11 protein-coding genes and 1 pseudogene are annotated in these 16,763 nt (G+C 58.1%); 8 read left to right on the plus strand and 4 right to left on the minus strand.

The genetic code is table 11. From position 1 onward, the window contains the following. The first annotated feature begins 101 nt into the window (after positions 1-101). Positions 102-725 carry a Fic family protein gene (locus HMPREF2912_RS05790; RefSeq protein WP_083299192.1) on the plus strand — a complete coding sequence of 208 codons (624 nt, stop codon included), beginning with the start codon at positions 102-104 and terminating at the stop codon, positions 723-725. A gap of 417 nt (positions 726-1,142) precedes the next feature. Here HMPREF2912_RS05790 and HMPREF2912_RS05795 read toward each other — a convergent pair whose 3' ends face one another. Then, positions 1,143-1,751, minus strand: a complete 609-nt coding sequence (locus HMPREF2912_RS05795; protein ID WP_070683548.1) for a CueP family metal-binding protein — start codon at positions 1,749-1,751, stop codon at positions 1,143-1,145. A gap of 153 nt (positions 1,752-1,904) precedes the next feature. On the opposite strand from HMPREF2912_RS05795, the pseudogene HMPREF2912_RS13205 reads away from it, so the two are divergent. The 4 genes and pseudogenes from HMPREF2912_RS13205 to HMPREF2912_RS05810 all read left to right on the plus strand — a co-directional run. Continuing rightward, positions 1,905-2,045, plus strand: a pseudogene (locus tag HMPREF2912_RS13205) (PhnA domain-containing protein); the annotation flags it as partial. A 32-nt stretch (positions 2,046-2,077) separates the two neighbouring features. Then, positions 2,078-3,649, plus strand: a complete 1,572-nt coding sequence (locus HMPREF2912_RS05800) for a type I restriction-modification system subunit M (RefSeq protein WP_070683563.1) — start codon at positions 2,078-2,080, stop codon at positions 3,647-3,649. Between the two features lie 19 nt (positions 3,650-3,668). Next, positions 3,669-4,802: a restriction endonuclease subunit S gene (locus HMPREF2912_RS05805; protein ID WP_210396374.1), complete on the plus strand. Its 1,134-nt coding sequence runs from the start codon at positions 3,669-3,671 to the stop codon at positions 4,800-4,802. Next, positions 4,802-5,743, plus strand: a complete 942-nt coding sequence (locus tag HMPREF2912_RS05810) for a restriction endonuclease (protein WP_070683552.1) — start codon at positions 4,802-4,804, stop codon at positions 5,741-5,743. The genes HMPREF2912_RS05805 and HMPREF2912_RS05810 overlap by 1 nt, the downstream gene beginning before the upstream one ends. Before the next feature lie 177 nt (positions 5,744-5,920). Here HMPREF2912_RS05810 and HMPREF2912_RS05815 read toward each other — a convergent pair whose 3' ends face one another. Continuing rightward, on the minus strand, positions 5,921-7,096 hold the full coding sequence (locus tag HMPREF2912_RS05815; RefSeq protein ID WP_070683554.1) for a hypothetical protein: 1,176 nt from the start codon (positions 7,094-7,096) through the stop codon (positions 5,921-5,923). Between the two features lie 143 nt (positions 7,097-7,239). Between HMPREF2912_RS05815 and HMPREF2912_RS05820 the strand changes: the two genes are divergently transcribed. Beyond that, positions 7,240-7,728, plus strand: a complete 489-nt coding sequence (locus tag HMPREF2912_RS05820; RefSeq protein WP_070683556.1) for a helix-turn-helix domain-containing protein — start codon at positions 7,240-7,242, stop codon at positions 7,726-7,728. 51 nt (positions 7,729-7,779) lie between these two features. Here the strand turns inward: HMPREF2912_RS05820 and HMPREF2912_RS13405 are convergent, their stop codons facing one another. Further along, positions 7,780-8,073, minus strand: coding sequence for a type II toxin-antitoxin system Phd/YefM family antitoxin (locus HMPREF2912_RS13405; protein WP_083306435.1), 294 nt, complete (start codon positions 8,071-8,073; stop codon positions 7,780-7,782). Between the two features lie 340 nt (positions 8,074-8,413). Here HMPREF2912_RS13405 and HMPREF2912_RS05825 point away from each other — a divergent pair, with 340 nt between their 5' ends. After that, positions 8,414-12,127 (plus strand): type I restriction endonuclease subunit R, encoded by a 3,714-nt coding sequence (locus HMPREF2912_RS05825; protein WP_070683557.1) that lies wholly within the window; start codon positions 8,414-8,416, stop codon positions 12,125-12,127. An 82-nt stretch (positions 12,128-12,209) separates the two neighbouring features. Continuing rightward, complete coding sequence (gene leuS / locus HMPREF2912_RS05830; RefSeq protein ID WP_070596473.1) at positions 12,210-15,059, plus strand: leucine--tRNA ligase; 2,850 nt, start codon at positions 12,210-12,212, stop codon at positions 15,057-15,059. Positions 15,060-15,473: 414 nt separating this feature from the next. Here the strand turns inward: leuS and HMPREF2912_RS05835 are convergent, their stop codons facing one another. Then, positions 15,474-16,757 (minus strand): hypothetical protein, encoded by a 1,284-nt coding sequence (locus tag HMPREF2912_RS05835; RefSeq protein ID WP_070561867.1) that lies wholly within the window; start codon positions 16,755-16,757, stop codon positions 15,474-15,476. Positions 16,758-16,763: the final 6 nt, after the last annotated feature.

The raw sequence follows: 16,763 nt of genomic DNA on the forward strand, positions 1-16,763 counted from the left end.
CAACGAGCCGAGTGAGCTGGGAGCACCATGAGCGGCCGCATGTTTCGGAGTTAGGGACTGACCGTGCGTTATTTCGATTAACCAAGCAACTTCCTGACTTGGTGTGGAACGCTGCCGCGCTGGAAGGAAACACGTTTACCCTCCCAGAAGTCCGTACGTTGCTCGATGGCGTCACTGTGGGTGGGAAAGCACTTGCTGAACAGCAACAGATCTTGGACTTGTCGGAGGCTTTCAACTTGCTCCATGAGCTGGTTAGCCAACAAGAATTCGCGGTGGACAAAGGCATCAGTGATGCACTCCATGCCGTGCTTGCAAGGAACGAGGCCCTGGACGCTGGTCTTTTCCGTGGTGAAGGGCACGTGGAGGGAGATGGCGGTGGAGTGCGGCTCATGGATGGCGGGTTCATCCCTTTCGACCCTGCTGATGAATTGGGTGAAGCCCATGCCGATTTGCTGGTGTCCCTCCAAGGGCTTGAAAACCCAGTCGAGCAAGCGTTGGCCTATTTCTGCTCTGCCACGCGTAGCCAGTTTTACTTCGATGGAAACAAGCGAACCGCACGGCTTGTGGCGTCAGGCCTCTTGATGAGCAATGGCTACGCAGCACTTAATACCCCTAATGCGAGAAGGCTGGAATTCAACCTTGCCCTCGATGAACTGTTCCGATCCGATGACGCTACGACCTTGATGGACTTCCTGTATGACTGCCTAGAGGAGTCCTCCCAGTAAGCGCAGTCGGCCCTCCGCTTCCGAAGCGGAGGGCCGACGTGGGGGGCTGAATGCTCAGCGCATCCTTTAGTGCATAGTGCTGTAGTGCTTAGCGGAACATCTTCTGCAGAGCGGAGAAGTCAGCCTTGACCACGCCGACAGACTGCAGGAATGCGGCGATGGCGCCGAGCAGGGCAGCCACAACGCCTGCGCCCAAGAAGCCGGCGCCGACGGGGTGGCGTGGCTAAAAGGAACAGAGTTGACGACACCAGCGGACTTGTTGTGGTCAATTGCCTGCTCGGAGAATTCTTCAGGGAGTGGCCGTATGGGGACTTGCCCAGAACACTGTTGACGTCGGCAAGCACTGCGTGGACACCATAAAACGACAAACGGTGAACCCCAGGAGGTGGGATTCACCGTGGTGAGTGAATGGGCAGATTATGCCATCTGCAGCGTGGTCACGCAGGTACCGCCTTCGTCAGAGGTATCCAGGGGAACCTCGCCGGTCTTGCCGTCCTGCTCGATGGTGATGGTGCCCTTCTTGTCGGCCGGCAGCCAGTAGCCAATGAAGCCGTTGTCGAACGTCGTGGTGTCTTCGTTGACTAGCTCATTTCCTTCGTCATCCGTGATGGTGACGTGGATGTCTTCCTGGCTGAGCTCACCGGTGCAGGTGGTCAGGGAGTGGTTGAAGCAGTCGTGCGTACGGGAGAGGTACGGCGCAATAGAGAGGTAGAACTTGTCCTCCGGCAGCGGCAGGGAGGCCTGACCCTGTTCAGTAGCGAGGATGAGCTCGTTCGGGCGCACGGATGCGTGAAGATCGCTATTGCGCTCCTCCTTGGGCATGTGGTCCAGTTTGTCGATGATCTCCGGGCCATCCAACCCTTCGAGATCGAACTCGGCGAGGATCTCCTCGGCGGGTACCTGCTGGATGTCAGTGGCGGCAGCGTCGCCCTTCGAGGCTTCACTCGGTACGGGGCTGTCAGTAGAGCAAGAGGACAGGGTGATGGCTGCGGCGCAGGCAGCAGCAAGAGAAATGAGGCGTTTCATAAGTCTTCCGAATGGGTCCGATTGTGTTGACCCAAGCCTATACCCCACCGGGGTATCAATCAAAGAAATGAGAGAAGGATCATCTTTTTGCGGCACGCGGGATAGACTGTTCCTTATGACTGATACTGCAGGCACAACGCTGCTGCCCTGACCATCGTCGACTCCGTGGGCAACGCGCTTGCTGACGGCGACACGGTCACCATCACCAAAACCCTTAAGGTCAAGGGCGCGCAGCAGCCGCTAAAGGCCGGCACGAAGGTGTGCGGCATCCGTCCCACCGCGGCCTCATCGCCAGCATGTCGGACTCAGCAGTTACGCTGAATTACATGATTACCGGCGCACTCAAAAATAATGTCGACCGCATCTGGGACACCTTCTGGTCCGGCGGCATTTCTAACCCCGTTTCCGTCATTGAGCAGTTCACCTACCTGCTCTTCATCAAGGATTTGGACGAGCGTCAGGTCCAGATTGATAAGCGCCGGGCGTTAGGAGATCCCACCGCGACGGAAGACATCTTTGATGCCAGCCAACAGGATCTGCGGTGGCGCAATCTCATCGAGGACCGTGACATCGCCCGCCGGAAGGCCACCATCATCACCAAGGTCTTCCCCTTCCTCAAGGAGATGGGCGGCACCGGCTTCCAGGAGCACATGGCTAACGCCTCCTTCGAGATTGAATCTGAGGCCACGCTCTCGCGAGTCATGGAGCTCATTGACCAGTTGCGCTTTCCGAACAAGGACATGAAGGGCGACTTGTATGAGTACATGCTGGACAAGCTGTCTACCTCGGGCACGAATGGTCAGTTCCGCACACCGAGCCACATCATCGAACTCCTCGTTGCGCTCATGGAGCCGACGCCATCGCAGCGGATCATTGACCCGGCCTGTGGCACCGCAGGCTTCCTGGTGGCCGCCAACGATTGGGTTGCTCAGCATCACCGCGAAGACCTCTACAACAAGGACACGCGCACTAAGTTCACCGAAGAGGGCCTGACGGGCTTCGACTTTGACAAAACCATGGTGCGCATCGCGGCGATGAACATGTTCATGCACGGTTTTGAAGAGCCCAACATTTCGCACCACGATTCCTTGCAGAAGCTACCCACGAGTTTTGGCGATTTCGACCTTGTCCTGGCCAACCCGCCTTTCGCGGGCAGCCTGGATAAGGACTCCATCGATCCCAAGCTCAAGTCCGTGACCACGGCCAAGAAGACGGAGATCCTCTTTGTCCACCGCTTCCTGCAGCTGCTCAAGCCGGGCGGCCGCGCCGCAGTGATTGTCCCCGAAGGCGTCCTTTTCGGCTCCACCAAGGCGCACAAGGCCCTTCGCAAAACCTTGGTTGAGGATCAGCGCTTGGATGCTGTCATCAAACTTCCCTCCGGCGTATTCAAGCCCTACTCGGGCGTGTCCACCGCGGTCCTATGCTTCACCCGGACGGATTCCGGCGGCACCGACGAGGTGTGGTTCTATGACGTCACGGCGGATGGCTACTCCCTGGATGACAAGCGCACTCCGCTTCTCGAGCGCCCCTTGCTCGGCCCCTCCCCTACCTCCCACATCCAGGACTTAAGCGATCCCGCGCGTGCCGACGACCCCACTCCCGTCACCCTCACCGACGAGCAGCTGAAGCTCAACAACCTTCCAGACGTTGTTGCCCGTTGGCACTCCCGCACCACCGCCGAGCGTGAGCGCGCCCGCACGGACTACTCCTTCACCGTGCCCAAGGAGGAGATCGCCCAAGCCGACTACGACCTCTCCATGAACCGCTACAAGGAGATCGTCCTCGAAGTACAAGAAACCCGTGACCCCATGGACATCATCGCCGAAATCGAAGAACTCGACCGCGACATTACCCAAGGCCTTGCCAACCTCAAGGCCATGCTCAGCGAGGGGAAATAGCATGGTTAGATTTGTGCCGTTGGGTAGTTTGATCGCGCCTGTTAGATCTAAGCGCGCCGGGCAGGATAAGTATCCTGTTTTGTCAATTACTCGTGATGATGGGTTGGTATTTCAATCTTCTCGCTTTAAAAAGCGAATAGCTGGGGCCGATCTTTCGAACTATAAAATAATAGATAAAGGTCAATTGGTGGTGGGTTTCCCCATTGATGAAGCCGTTATCGATTTTCAGACAATTTGTGAAGCTGGGATTGTCAGTCCAGCATATGGTGTCTGGAAACTCTTGGATGAGCAGCGTGTCGACATGGAGTATCTGCGAAAATACCTTCGATCTGATTCTGCAGTCGCACAGTACAAACTTCGTCTTCGAGGAACGACAGCTCGCAGACGCTCATTGACAAAAGAAGCATTTCAATCGATTCAAATTCCGCTCCCTCCCCTCGAAGAGCAGCGCCGCATCGCGGCGATTTTGGATGAAATGGGCGCTCTAATTGAAAAAGTCGACTCTGAATTGTCGGTTCTGCAGAAAGTTCAACATTCGCGGTTGGATGAGGTGCTTCGGCGCAGTCCTCAGGTTCCGCTCAAAACATATGTGGATTCTATTCAATCAGGAAAAAGCGTGAAAGAGGCTTCTACGGATGAAGTGTGCAATCGAGTTTTAAAGATCAGTGCAGTGACATCAGGAATCTTCGAACCAGGCGAATCTAAGCCTCTACCTGATGATTACACCCCAGCTGATGCGCACCGAGTCCAAAAAGGCGATGTCTTGGTGAGCCGGGCGAATACAGCGGAACTTGTTGGTGCCTCCGCTCTTGTAGTGGATGAAGTGCAAAACCTGTATTTACCTGACAAACTATGGCGGCTGAATTTGGCTCAGGGAGCTCAAGCTGCCGTCATCGTCGGTATTCTCCAAAACGCTGTAGTTCGCTCACGCATCAGTGCGAAGGCTAGTGGGAGTGGAGGAAGTATGAAAAACATTACCCAATCGGCCTTCTTGCAGGTTCTTGTCCCGCAATTAAGTACTGGTGAACAAGCGAGGCTGTCGAGTCTCCTAATGCTTTTTGGTTCGGTGAGAGAGCTTCTTCACCAAAAGCGATTGCTTTTGGAGGACCTAAGGCTTTCCCTATCCACTCGCGCATTCCAAGGAGGACTCTAATGGCGATTTTGAAATGGCCCGGATACATGGTTCCTGTGCTTCAGGTGTTGGCGGTGGATGGGGAGGTGTTTAAGCGTAGCGTGCTCATCGAGGCTACTGCGGTGCGCGTTGGCATCACGGATGAGGAACGCCTTGAGACCATTGCATCGGGGCAGCCGCTCTATGAAAACCGTATTGGATGGGCGTTGACATTCCTCAAGAAGGCGAACGCGATCACCTCACCGGCGCGTGCACGCTTCCACATCACTGATTTCGGCCGTGAACTACTGGCGCGTTATCCAGAGGGAATGACGGAGAAGCAGCTGCGGGGCGAGATTGCAGGTACAGAAGCGGAATTAACTTGGCGGGGTCCGAGTCGGAGAAACAGGGTTGTTGACGAGAAGGTAGTCGATAAATCAGACGTCTTACCGGAGACCGAGAGCGAGCTCGACCCGGTAGAGCAGGTGGAAACCGGTGTGTCTCGTAACAACGAATTCGTGGCTGGTGAGCTGCTGACTCGGTTGCACGAGAATGAGCCGGCGTTCTTTGAACAGGCAGTGCTGGACTTGCTCATGGCTATGGGATATGGCGGAACGCAGGGCAAGGCCACGCGTACGCAGTTATCCAATGATGGTGGAATCGACGGGATTATTGACCAGGATGCGCTGGGCTTGTCGCGGATTTACGTGCAGGCTAAGCGGTATGCGTTGGATAAGAGCATCGGCCGACCGGCTATTCAGGGATTCGTGGGTGCGCTGCAGGGTGCGCAGGCGGATCGAGGGGTGTTCCTGACTACAGCGACGTTTTCGGATAAGGCGCAGGAGTATGCGGATGCGGTGTCGTCACGCGTCGTTTTAATCGACGGGGACAGGTTGGCGGAACTGATGATTCGTTACGGCGTGGGCGTGCAGGTCAAGCGGACTGTGGTACTGGTTGAGGTGGACGAGGATTACTTCGAGTAGATAGAGGCGGATTCTTGCGATTGCGGGAGCGAGTACAGCCTTTCGCTGCGTTTAAAAAAGGACAGGCGCCCAGCTCAACGAAATGGAGCTGGGCGCCTGTCATTAGTCGGGTCAGGGAAACTATTTCCGCCCTTTTGTCTTAAAAGAGTTAATGGCGATGACCTAAGAAGCCAATCTCTAGAAAGGGAGCTTGAACCCTAGTTGCGGCAGGAAGGCCACAACACCAATACCTGCGGCGGCAAGAATTGCCAAGACGATGGCGATGATTCCGCCAGTTGAGGAACCGCTGTCATTGGTCTTGTTGGGCTTCGGTGCTGGAGTGGTTGTGGTCGGCTTTGCGGGCGCGGTGGATGTCGGCGCAGAGGTGGACTTGGTCGTGGTCGGCTTGGGCTTGGTTGTAGTTGGCTTTGCCGTGGTCGGCTTCGCGGGTGCGGTAGGAGTAGCTGCCGGGGTGGTCTTAGCCGGACGGGTTGTGGTTGGTTTCGTCGAAGAAGGAGGCACAACGGAAGTGGTCGGTGCCGTGGTTGTGCTAGTGGACGGAACTGGTTCAGAGGTCGGCGGCGTAGTAGAGGCCTCAGCTTCGGACTGTTCCTTCGCGAGGTAGGCGTTTTCGCAAGCACCAGCAAGGGTGACAGTGGAGCTGAAGGGCAAGGTAAAGCCCATGACTTCGAGGCCTGCTACGGCTTCGAATTCATCCTCGAGAGGTTGCAGACGAAGCTCCCCTGGCTTCATGAGGTTGGTCAGCTTTTGAGAAGTAGTGGGGAAACCAGCCTGTAGACCTGTGGAGTACGAGGGCACCTGTGCCCGAAGATCCATGGCAGAATCCTCGACTTCACCGTTCTGTGAGTTCACTACGGGGAGATCGCCGTAGGGATACTCAGCGAGTTCGCTGGGAGTCCAATTGCGCGCCACTTCCCAATTGAAGGGATATCCGTTGGCCGCCCATTCCTTGTATTCGGCCTCAGTGTCAGAATTGGTGAATACGAGGTAGGAAGCGTCCAAGCGGTCGTAGCCCTGAGCCACAAGCTCAGCCTCAGTGGGGAGCGCAAAGCGGCTGAGAGACCAGAAACTTAGCATGTTGTGGGTCTGAGGGGCGGAGTCTAGGCGGGCAAAGCTGTCCGCATACTGTGGGAAGTCCTGGCGCATGCGGTTCTGCAGTTTGGTTTGTTCCTCGAGTTTCGCAGCGAAGTACTTTTTAGAGATTTCCTTTTCCGCGGAGTCGAGGGAGACCACACAAATCTCTTTGCCGTTGCGAGTGTCCAGCTGAGCATCGAGAGCAGTAGCGGAAGGGACAGAAACCAAAGAGAGCGAAACGGCAATGGATACGCCAAGGCCGAGCCGAGAATATGTCATGAGAGAGTTCAACTTTCAGAGAAGAGAAATAGTGACCTTGTAGTTATAGCCCAAGATTGTGTCTGAAGTCTTGGTTATTAGTAATCAAAATTATTTTTATGGATTTGCTTGTTTGTTGGCTTGCTGCCTTGAAGAAACGATGCATGCCGCAGCATGAAATTGAGCAGGTTTTAGAGCAGCAGTCGGGACCTACTGCGCTAGTGGGGCCCGACGGGCAGGCGGTAGATCTGCCCGAGGAGGCATTGAGCGTGTTGTTAGACGCAGTTCACGCGATGCAGCAAGGAAAGACCGTGACTGTTGCGCCCGTAGACCAGTTGCTCACAACGCAGCAAGCGGCAGATTTCCTGGGCATTAGTAGGCCGACTCTGGTGAAGAAGCTTGAGGATGGATCGATAGCATTTGAGTGCACTACCGGTGGAAGGCATAGGAGAGTTCGGCTCGTTGACCTATTGCGGTACCGGGATGGGCTGCGGAGTGAACGCCGCAAAGCACTGCGAGAGCTGGCGTCTGAGACCCAGCGTGCTGGTGCCTATGACGTAGATACTCTAGATAAAACTGACGGCGCTGTTGACATTACGCAGATTTTTAAGAACGTCCGCAAGGAAGCGGCGCAGAAGGCTCGGCGTGGATAGTCTGTCGGCGCATCTGGATGGGGTCATGCAACGAGCCATCCACATAAGCCATCACAAGCGGTCGTCACGGTCCAGTAGCGAAATAATGTCGGTTCCAGGACGCAGATTGTCTGTGTGCCTTGGCTGCGGGGCTGTGGCGGCTGGCTGTGAATAAGGCTCTGGAGCGTGGCTCAAAATTCCGGCAGCCACTAACTGCTTCACGGGGCTATCTGGGGATGAGATGGGGACAATTCGAACGATGGCTTGATCGCGGTCAGTGATGATCACGTTGTGACCCGTAGCGGCCACTGCACGCACTATGTGCTCAGAACGCTGGGTGAGTTCGCGCAAAGAAATACTGGTCATCGTTTTAGCTGCCTTGTCTGAACATCCGGTGGACGGGTGTTTTGTCCTTCTTTATTGGTGTCCTTGTTTTGATTGGTGGACCTTGGAACAGCCAACTGTAGAACTGCAGGACAACGGTGATTTTAGTGGCGTATTTAGGCAAGGACAAGGGGCGAATGCAGTGATTAACCAGGGAGGACGGCGATAGGTCAGGGAAGAGAGAGGCTGAAGAGATTGACCCGGGAACGGAGTAATTCTGGTAGCTAGGTATAGGGCGGTGACTTAGAATTACTGGAATCAAGCTGTATTCGATATGACACCACGTCCCTGGTGATGTGAAAACTTGTCCCTGGAGAACTCTATGGTGACCACTACTCCCCCGACTGCTGGGCGCAACGGTGTGCCAGGTGGGCCTGCACGCAGCAACTTCAGCTTTGTACGTTATGTCTGGCCCACGGCGTATGAGGAATGCCTGAAGGTAGAGCGGTTCGTCGATGCGGACCCCGTGATTTCCTGCTTCTATGCGCGCAAGGTGCTAGAGCGGGTGGTGAACCACATCTGGGCATTCCGGAGCTTAGGTGATACTCGGTATCTCAGCTTGGCGGAGATGACCAGGGACCGTGGTTTCCTTCAGTGCGTGAAGAACGAGACCATGCTGCGCAAGATGACCATCTTGCGTAAGAGCGGTAATGACGCCGCGCACGCCGATGACATGGAGGGTAAGCAAGCGCCGACCTCCCCGCAGAGGGCGCGGAAGGCGGCGGCGCACCTCTATGACCTCATGGCCTGGGCGGTGCGGTACCACTCGGCCAACCCTCAGGCCGCACCGGGTCCGCAGGCGGCTTTTGATACTAACCTGCTGGGCCAAGCCACAGCTGACTCTTCAGGCATTCACGTTGCTGGGCGCTCCCAAGCGCAGACCGCCGCGTACCTCAAAAAGCTGGAACAGAAAGATGAGGAGCTAAAGAAGAACCGGCTGCTGCTCAACGAAGCCCAGGAAGCAGCACGTCAAGCGGAGGAGAAGCGCCTTCGTGAGGCTGCCCAGTTCGAGCTCAAGCGGCGGAGCACGGAGATTAAGGCGAAGGCGGAGATCGCCGATGCCCAGGAGCAAGCCGAAGCGGAGCGCGAAGCTGCACGGCAGGTGAAAGACGAACTTGCTGCCAAGATTGAGGCCCTCCAGGAGCAGTTGGCTGAGCAACAAGCAGCCGCTGCAGAGCGCGCCGGGGTGGCAGCACCGTCGGCTGCGCCTTTGGCGATCAGCGAGGCCGAGACCCGCCGACAGCTCATTGACCCGATGCTCGAAGCAGCAGGGTTTAGTGATGATTCAATCACTCGAGAGCTCGAGCTGCGCGGCATGCCCAATCCCTCCGGCGTTGGCTACGCAGATTATGTCTTGTGGGATGATGACCGCACACCGCTGGCCGTCATCGAAGCGAAGAAATCGATGGAGTCTATGAGCGTGGGCGCTCAACAGGTGAAGCTGTACGCGGACTGCATCGAGCGCGAATACGGCACACGGCCGGTCATGTTGTGTACCAACGGCTATCACATTGACCTGATCGATGATGCCGCTAACCTTCCTGGCTCCGGTGTGGGCTATCCCGCCCGAGAGGTCGAAGGTTTCCCCACCGCGCAGCAATTGCGACGCATGATCGGGCGGCGCACCATGCGTGCCCTATTGAGTGAGACGGCGGTCGATACGGAGATTGCTGGCGGCGGCGCCCGCACGTATCAGCTCGAGGCCATCCGTGCGGTGACGGAGACGTTGGAGAGGCGGAGGCGTCGCCAAGCATTGCTGGTCATGGCGACGGGAACTGGTAAGACGCGTGTGGCCGTGGCCACCGCCAAGCTGTTGCGCCAGGCCGGCTGGGTGGGCAAGGTGCTGTTCCTGGCGGACCGCACTGCCTTGGTCAATCAGGCGCACAAGGCCTTTGTGAGCATGTACGCGGAGTCCACGCCCGTGAACCTCATCAAAAATCCTGAGCAGGTAGGTGATGTGTACGTCACTACCTACAACACCATGATGAACCTGATTGGGGATGACGGAGACAAGCCGGCCAAGTTTGGGCCGTTCGACTTTGACCTCATCATCGTGGATGAGGCCCATCGCTCCGTGTACAACCGCTTCAAGCGCATCTTGGAGTACTTCGATGCCTACGTGGTGGGGCTGACGGCGACGCCGAAGAGCGAAATCGACCATGACACATATGCGCTCTTTGAGATGGAGGATAAAACCCCGTCCTTCGAGTACGGCCTCGATGAAGCTGTGGCAGACGGAAACCTCGTTCCCTTCAAGACGGCTCGGCAGGACTCACTCTTCCTGCGCCGGGGTATGTCCTATGACGAGCTTTCCCCCGAGGAGCAGCTGGCGTGGGACACGTCCGATTGGGGTACCGACGAGGACGGTGGGCGCCTAGATCCGCCCGGACAGATTTCTTCAGCGGAGATCAACCGCTACCTGTTCAACAAGGACACCATACGCAAGGTGTTGAAAACCGTAGTGGAGAACGGGATTCGCGTGGGCGGCGACCAATTGGGAAAGACCATCATCTTCGCCCGGACCCAACGCCACGCGGAACTTATCAAGGAAGTCTTTGACGCGACGTTCCCGGAGTATTCGCGCACTGGTGCCTCCGTGATCACCACGCACACAAAGTATGCGCAGTCGGCCTTAGACGAGTTTGCAAATCCGGACGGGGACGTCAACATCGCGATTTCCGTGGACATGCTGGACACTGGCGTCGACGTACCCGAGGTGGTTAACCTCGTCTTCTTCAAACCCATCTACTCCCCCACCAAGTTCTGGCAGATGGTGGGCCGAGGGACGCGATTGCGCCCGGACCTCTTCGGGCCGGGGATGGACAAGACGCACTTCCTCATCTTCGACTTCTGCGGCAACGTGGATGAGTTCTACAAGGGTGAAGCCCGTGATTCGGCCACGGGACGCCCGCGATCGCTGTCGGAAAAGCTTTTTGATGCCCGCGTGGGATTGCTCGCGCAGCTGGACAAGCACTCCGATGCCCCAGAACTGCGCGCCGAGCTTGCCGACTCCCTCCACGCCTCAACGGCGTCTGTGCCGCTAGGCCACATCATGGTCCGGCCCGGCGACAAAGAAACCCTGATGCGCTACCGCGAGCGCTCCGCCTGGGACGACGTGAATGAGGAAAAGGCTGAGCAGCTGCGCCGCCATCTCGCACACCTGCCGCTGAACACAATGAAGGAACCAGAGACAGCTAAGCGCTTTGATCTGGTGATTCTGAAGCTCCAAGTGGGGTTGCTCGACCACAGCCCCGAGTTTGCGGCAATGCGCCAACGCGTGGAGGGTATGGCGAATGATCTCATGGCCGTGAGCTCCACCATCCCCATGGTGGCCGAGCGGCGGTCCTTCCTCGAGCGCGCGCTGGATCCGGAGTGGTGGAAGAACGTTACGGTCGAGGACCTCGAGACCATCCGCATCGGCATGCGTTCGCTCATCCAGTTCGTGCCCAAGGGAAAGCGCAACGCCGTGACCCTCGACATCCAAGATGAGATGGGTGAACTCACGATCGATGATGAGATGCCTGGGCGGCTGCCCGGAACAGGCTCTTACCCCTCTCAGGCCGAACAACAGCTGCGTGATGTGCTGCAGGAACACGACAACGATCTCGCGATGATCAAGTTGCGTAGTGCACGTGCGCTTAACGCAGAGGATGTTGCCGCGTTGGAAGCCATGGTGGCTCAGGCTGGCGGGGGAAGCGTGGGCTTCGAGGAAAGCATTGACAAGCTGCGGGAACGCATGGGTGGAGACAGTATTCCTGCCTTCATTCGCCGCTTGGTAGGTCTTGATGAAGCTGCAGTCCAGGAGCAATTTGCGGACCTTCTCAGCAACACTTCGTTCAGCGCCGCCCAAATCCGCTTCATCAAGATGCTGGTGGACGTGCTGGTTCACAACGGTGGCGTGGCCTACGAGGAAATTTTCCAGCCGCCCTTTGATGAAGAGGGCTCTGTCGTCGATATCTTCTACAACAAGACCGATGTCATCGTGGATTTGCGCAAGCGCCTTGAACGGATTGAAGCAACGGCACAGGCTAACTAAGTGCCGCCGCTCTGCGGGAAAGGACGCGGTCTAGCTGGGTCTAACTGGGGTGATGTCCGTACGGTGACTACACTGTCTAACCATGACTAACCCGAGCGATAACACCACCCACCGCTACACGCCGGAGCTCGCCGCGCAGATTGAAAAGGCCTGGCAGCAGTACTGGAAGGACAACGGCACGTTCAACGCGCCGAACCCAGTCGGTCCGCTCGCGGAGGAGGGTAAGGAACTTCCCGCGGAGAAGCTGAACATCCAGGACATGTTCCCCTACCCTTCGGGCGCAGGCCTTCACGTGGGCCACCCGCTGGGCTATATCGCTACGGATACCTATGCGCGTTATCAACGCATGCTGGGCAAGAACGTCCTGCACACGTTGGGTTATGACGCCTTCGGCCTGCCGGCGGAGCAGTACGCCATCCAGACGGGTACGCACCCGCGCACCACGACGGAGGCGAATATCAAGAACATGCGCCGCCAGCTGGGCATTCTGGGCTTAGGCCACGATCCGCGCCGCTCCGTGGAGTCCACCGACCCCTCCTTCTTCAAGTGGACGCAGTGGATCTTCCTGCAGATTTATAACTCCTGGTTTGATGAAGAGCAGCAGAAGGCGCGCCCGATCTCTGAGCTCATCAAGGAGCTTGAGGTGGGCAAGCGCACCACCAAGGACGGCCGCTACTACGCGGATCTCACCAAGGAAGAGCAGCGCCACGCGCTCGACGAATTCCGTCTTGTTTACCTGTCCAACTCCACCGTGAACTGGTGCCCGGGCCTGGGCACGGTGCTGGCTAATGAGGAGGTCACCGCGGAGGGCAAGTCCGAGCGCGGAAACTTCCCGGTCTTCCGCAAAAACCTGCGTCAGTGGATGATGCGCATTACCGCCTACTCCGACCGCCTGCTCGATGACCTGGAGCTTCTGGATTGGCCGGAGAAGGTCAAGTCCATGCAGCGTAACTGGATTGGCCGCTCCCGTGGTGCAGAGGTCAGCTTCCACGCCGAGGGTTACAACATCGACGTCTTCACCACCCGCCCGGATACTCTCTTCGGTGCGGAGTACGTGGTGCTGGCCCCGGAGCACGAGCTTGTCGACGCCCTCCTCTCCCCCATCCCTTATGACGATGATGTGGATGAGCGCTGGACCTTCGGTCATGATGATCCGAAGGAGGCCGTGGAGGCCTACCGCGCGTCCATCGCCGCGAAGTCCGACCTGGAGCGCCAGGAGAACAAGGAAAAGACCGGTGTCTTCCTGGGTACCTATGCCACCAACCCGGTCAACGGCAAGCAGGTGCCGATCTTCATCGCAGACTACGTCCTGACCGGCTACGGCACCGGCGCCATCATGGCGGTCCCGGCGCACGATACGCGTGACTATGAGTTCGCCACGGTCTTTGGGCTGCCGATTACTGAAGTGGTTGCTGGCGGCGACATCACCAAGGAGGCGTACACGGAGTCCGGCAAGGCCGTAAACTCCGCCAACGATTCCCTGGACATCAACGGTATGTCCAAGGATGAGGCCATCGCCGCCATCATTCCGTGGCTGGAGGAACAAGGAGTAGGCCGCGAGAAGATCCAGTACAAGCTGCGTGACTGGCTGTTTGCCCGCCAGCGCTACTGGGGCGAGCCCTTCCCCATCGTCTACGACGAGGCCGGCCAGGCCTACCCGCTGCCGGAGTCGATGTTGCCCATCGAGCTGCCTGAGGTGGAAGATTACAAGCCGGTGGCCTTCGATCCGGATGATGCCGATTCCTCCCCGCAGCCGCCGCTGGCCAAGGCCCGCGAGTGGGTTGAGGTGGAGCTGGACCTGGGTCTTGGGGATGGCCCCAAGACGTACTACCGCGACACCAACGTCATGCCGCAGTGGGCAGGTTCGTCCTGGTACCAGCTGCGCTACATCGATCCGACGAACGATGAAGTCTTCTGCGATCTGGAGAATGAGCGCTACTGGACGGGCCCGCGTACAGAAGAGCACGGCGCCAACGATCCGGGCGGCGTTGACCTCTACGTCGGTGGCGTTGAGCACGCTGTGCTGCACCTGCTCTACTCGCGCTTCTGGCACAAGGTGCTCTTTGACCTGGGCTTTGTAAGCTCCAAGGAGCCCTACCGCCGCCTGTACAACCAGGGCTACATCCAGGCCTACGCGTACACGGATTCCCGCGGTGTCTACGTCCCGGCCGCCGAGGTAGTAGAACGCGATGGCGCGTTCTACTACGGGGATGAGAAGGTCAACCAGGAGTACGGCAAGATGGGCAAGTCCCTGAAGAATGCCGTGGCCCCGGATGACATCTGCAACGACTATGGTGCCGATACCCTGCGCGTGTACGAGATGTCCATGGGCCCGCTGGATACCTCCCGCCCGTGGGCGACCAAGGACGTGGTGGGCGCGCAGCGCTTCCTGCAGCGCCTGTGGCGCTTGGCTATCGATGAGAACTCCGGCGAGCTGTCCACGACGGACGCCGCGCTTTCCGACGATGACCTGAAGCAGCTCAACCGCACCATCGCCGGCGTGCGTGACGACTATGAGAACCTGCGCCTCAACACCGTCGTGGCCAAGCTCATCGAGTACGTCAACTACCTGACCAAGACCTACCCGAAGGGAGCGCCGCGCGCGGCCGTTGAGCCGGTAGCGCAGCTGGTCTCCCCTGTTGCCCCGCACATTGCGGAGGAGCTGTGGAAGCGCTTCGGTCACGAGGAGACCATTACTTACGAGTCCTTCCCGGAGTTCGATGAGAAGTACCTCGTCGACGATGAGATTGAGGTTCCGGTACAGATCAACGGCAAGGTCAAGGCCCGCGTCATGGTGCCCGCCGATGCCGACCAAGCCACCGTCGTGGGCGTGGCAAAGAGCGATGAGCGCATCGCCGAGCTGACCGCCGGCAAGAACGTGGTCAAGGAGATTTACGTCCCGGGCCGCATGGTCAACCTGGTGGTGAAGTAAAACCAACGTGGCTCCGTTAGATGGCGGCCGCAACTGCCCTAGTTGACGAAACCAGCGCCCTTCCAGCGAAGGATCGTGGGGAAAATTGTCAGTTAGGGCAGTTTTGCGCCTAGGCGTGTACCTTCGTCACTCCCCTCGCAGCGCGCAACGTCTGCGTGCCTCCATTGACATGCAGGAGGCAACTGACAAAAGGCGTCTTACAAAAGGCATCAGTCAAATGGCGTTTTCGCGACCAAAAACGCCATTTACTCAGTGCAGATGGCGTTTTTAGACCCAAAGATGCCTTTTACCAGATGCCTTTTGCAGGACGCCTTCCTGACCTAGGCGGATTTAGTGCGCAACAATCCCACCTCACCGCCGAACAACACCAGGGAGCAGTGTTATGAGTGTCGTCTACATGGTCGCGGCTTGGAGCTAATCCAGCTCTTGGTTCAGCTCCTCGCGCACCTTGGTGATGATCGCGCCGAGGAAGCCCTCGCAGCCATCGGTAATCATGGGAAACGTGGAATCATCCTCAAGGACGCCCAGCGTGAACAGCAGGTCGCGGGTGATGGCGTGCGTGTAGTCGTATTCCGGGTTGAACTCCCACTCGCCGCGGAATAAATGGACTAGTTCGAAGGACAGTTGAGGAATGCCCTCCGGTTCGGCGTAGGCATAGGGGATGTTGTTCAGGACGACCTGCGTTGCCCAGAGCGGATCGCTCATGGCCTTGCGGCCATATTTGGTGAGCTTGATATCCGTCGTCGTGGTCTTGATCCAATCCAAGTCCGTCAAGAAACCCCGCAAGTTCAGCAACGGCTGGTGGTAGTCCTCGCGCTTGACCTCATCAAAATCATTGGGGCTATTCAGTCCCTCCTTGAGGCGCGCGACGGCCGCCTGCTTGAGGTAGCCGGCCCCGGTGAGACGCGGAAATTCCTCGATGACCTCGAGGTATTCGCGTATGCGCTGGCCTACGTGGGCGGCGGTGGCGTCGTCAAGCGCCGGCAGCTCATAGTCGGGGCGCAGCTCCGGGTAGGCCTCGTGGATGTCCGCGCGCCATTGCTCCAGCAGCTCCGGGGAGGGCACGGGGATGTCTTCGAAGGGGGTGGAGCGGAAGGGATCGAGCGGGAGATCCCCAGGCAGCGCGGGCTTGGTGCCGCCCTCGAGGTTGGCGGCCTCCGTGCCCATGGTGGCCAGGCGCTGCGCCACTGCTGGCGGGAAGAACGTGGTGAGGCGTTGGTGGATTTGGTCCAGTGTGTAGTTGGGGAAGAGCGCGAAGATGCGCTCCATACTATCCGTGGGCACGGCCATGTAGGCCATGGTGGCCTGGACGTCGAGGACCACCTTGAACATCGCCTCGGCACTTCCGAGCTCACTCATGAGATCGGGACCCTCACCGGCGATAAGCGCGGGAAGGCCCATGACGACGCGCGAGCTATCGGCCACGCTGATGCTGATATTCCATGCGCCGTCCGAGGGGTGGTAGTGCGCTACCTCCCGGAAAGTCTCGAAAAAGTCCTGGTCAATGATGCTGAGGACGTCGATTGGCGTATCGTCCCCACCGACGAGGATTCCCGGATGAGAGGGCTCGAGGCCGAGTGCGGCGTGGACGATGATCATCATCTCGCCCACGGTGAGTTCCGCGGGGGCGGCGACGAAGCGGGACGTGGTGAAGAAGGGATTCTCCACGTCGATGCGGACGTTCCTAGCGAGGTTCATAGTGAC

The sequence above is a fragment of the Corynebacterium sp. HMSC056E09 genome (assembly GCF_001813425.1).
GTDB lineage: Bacteria > Actinomycetota > Actinomycetes > Mycobacteriales > Mycobacteriaceae > Corynebacterium > Corynebacterium hesseae.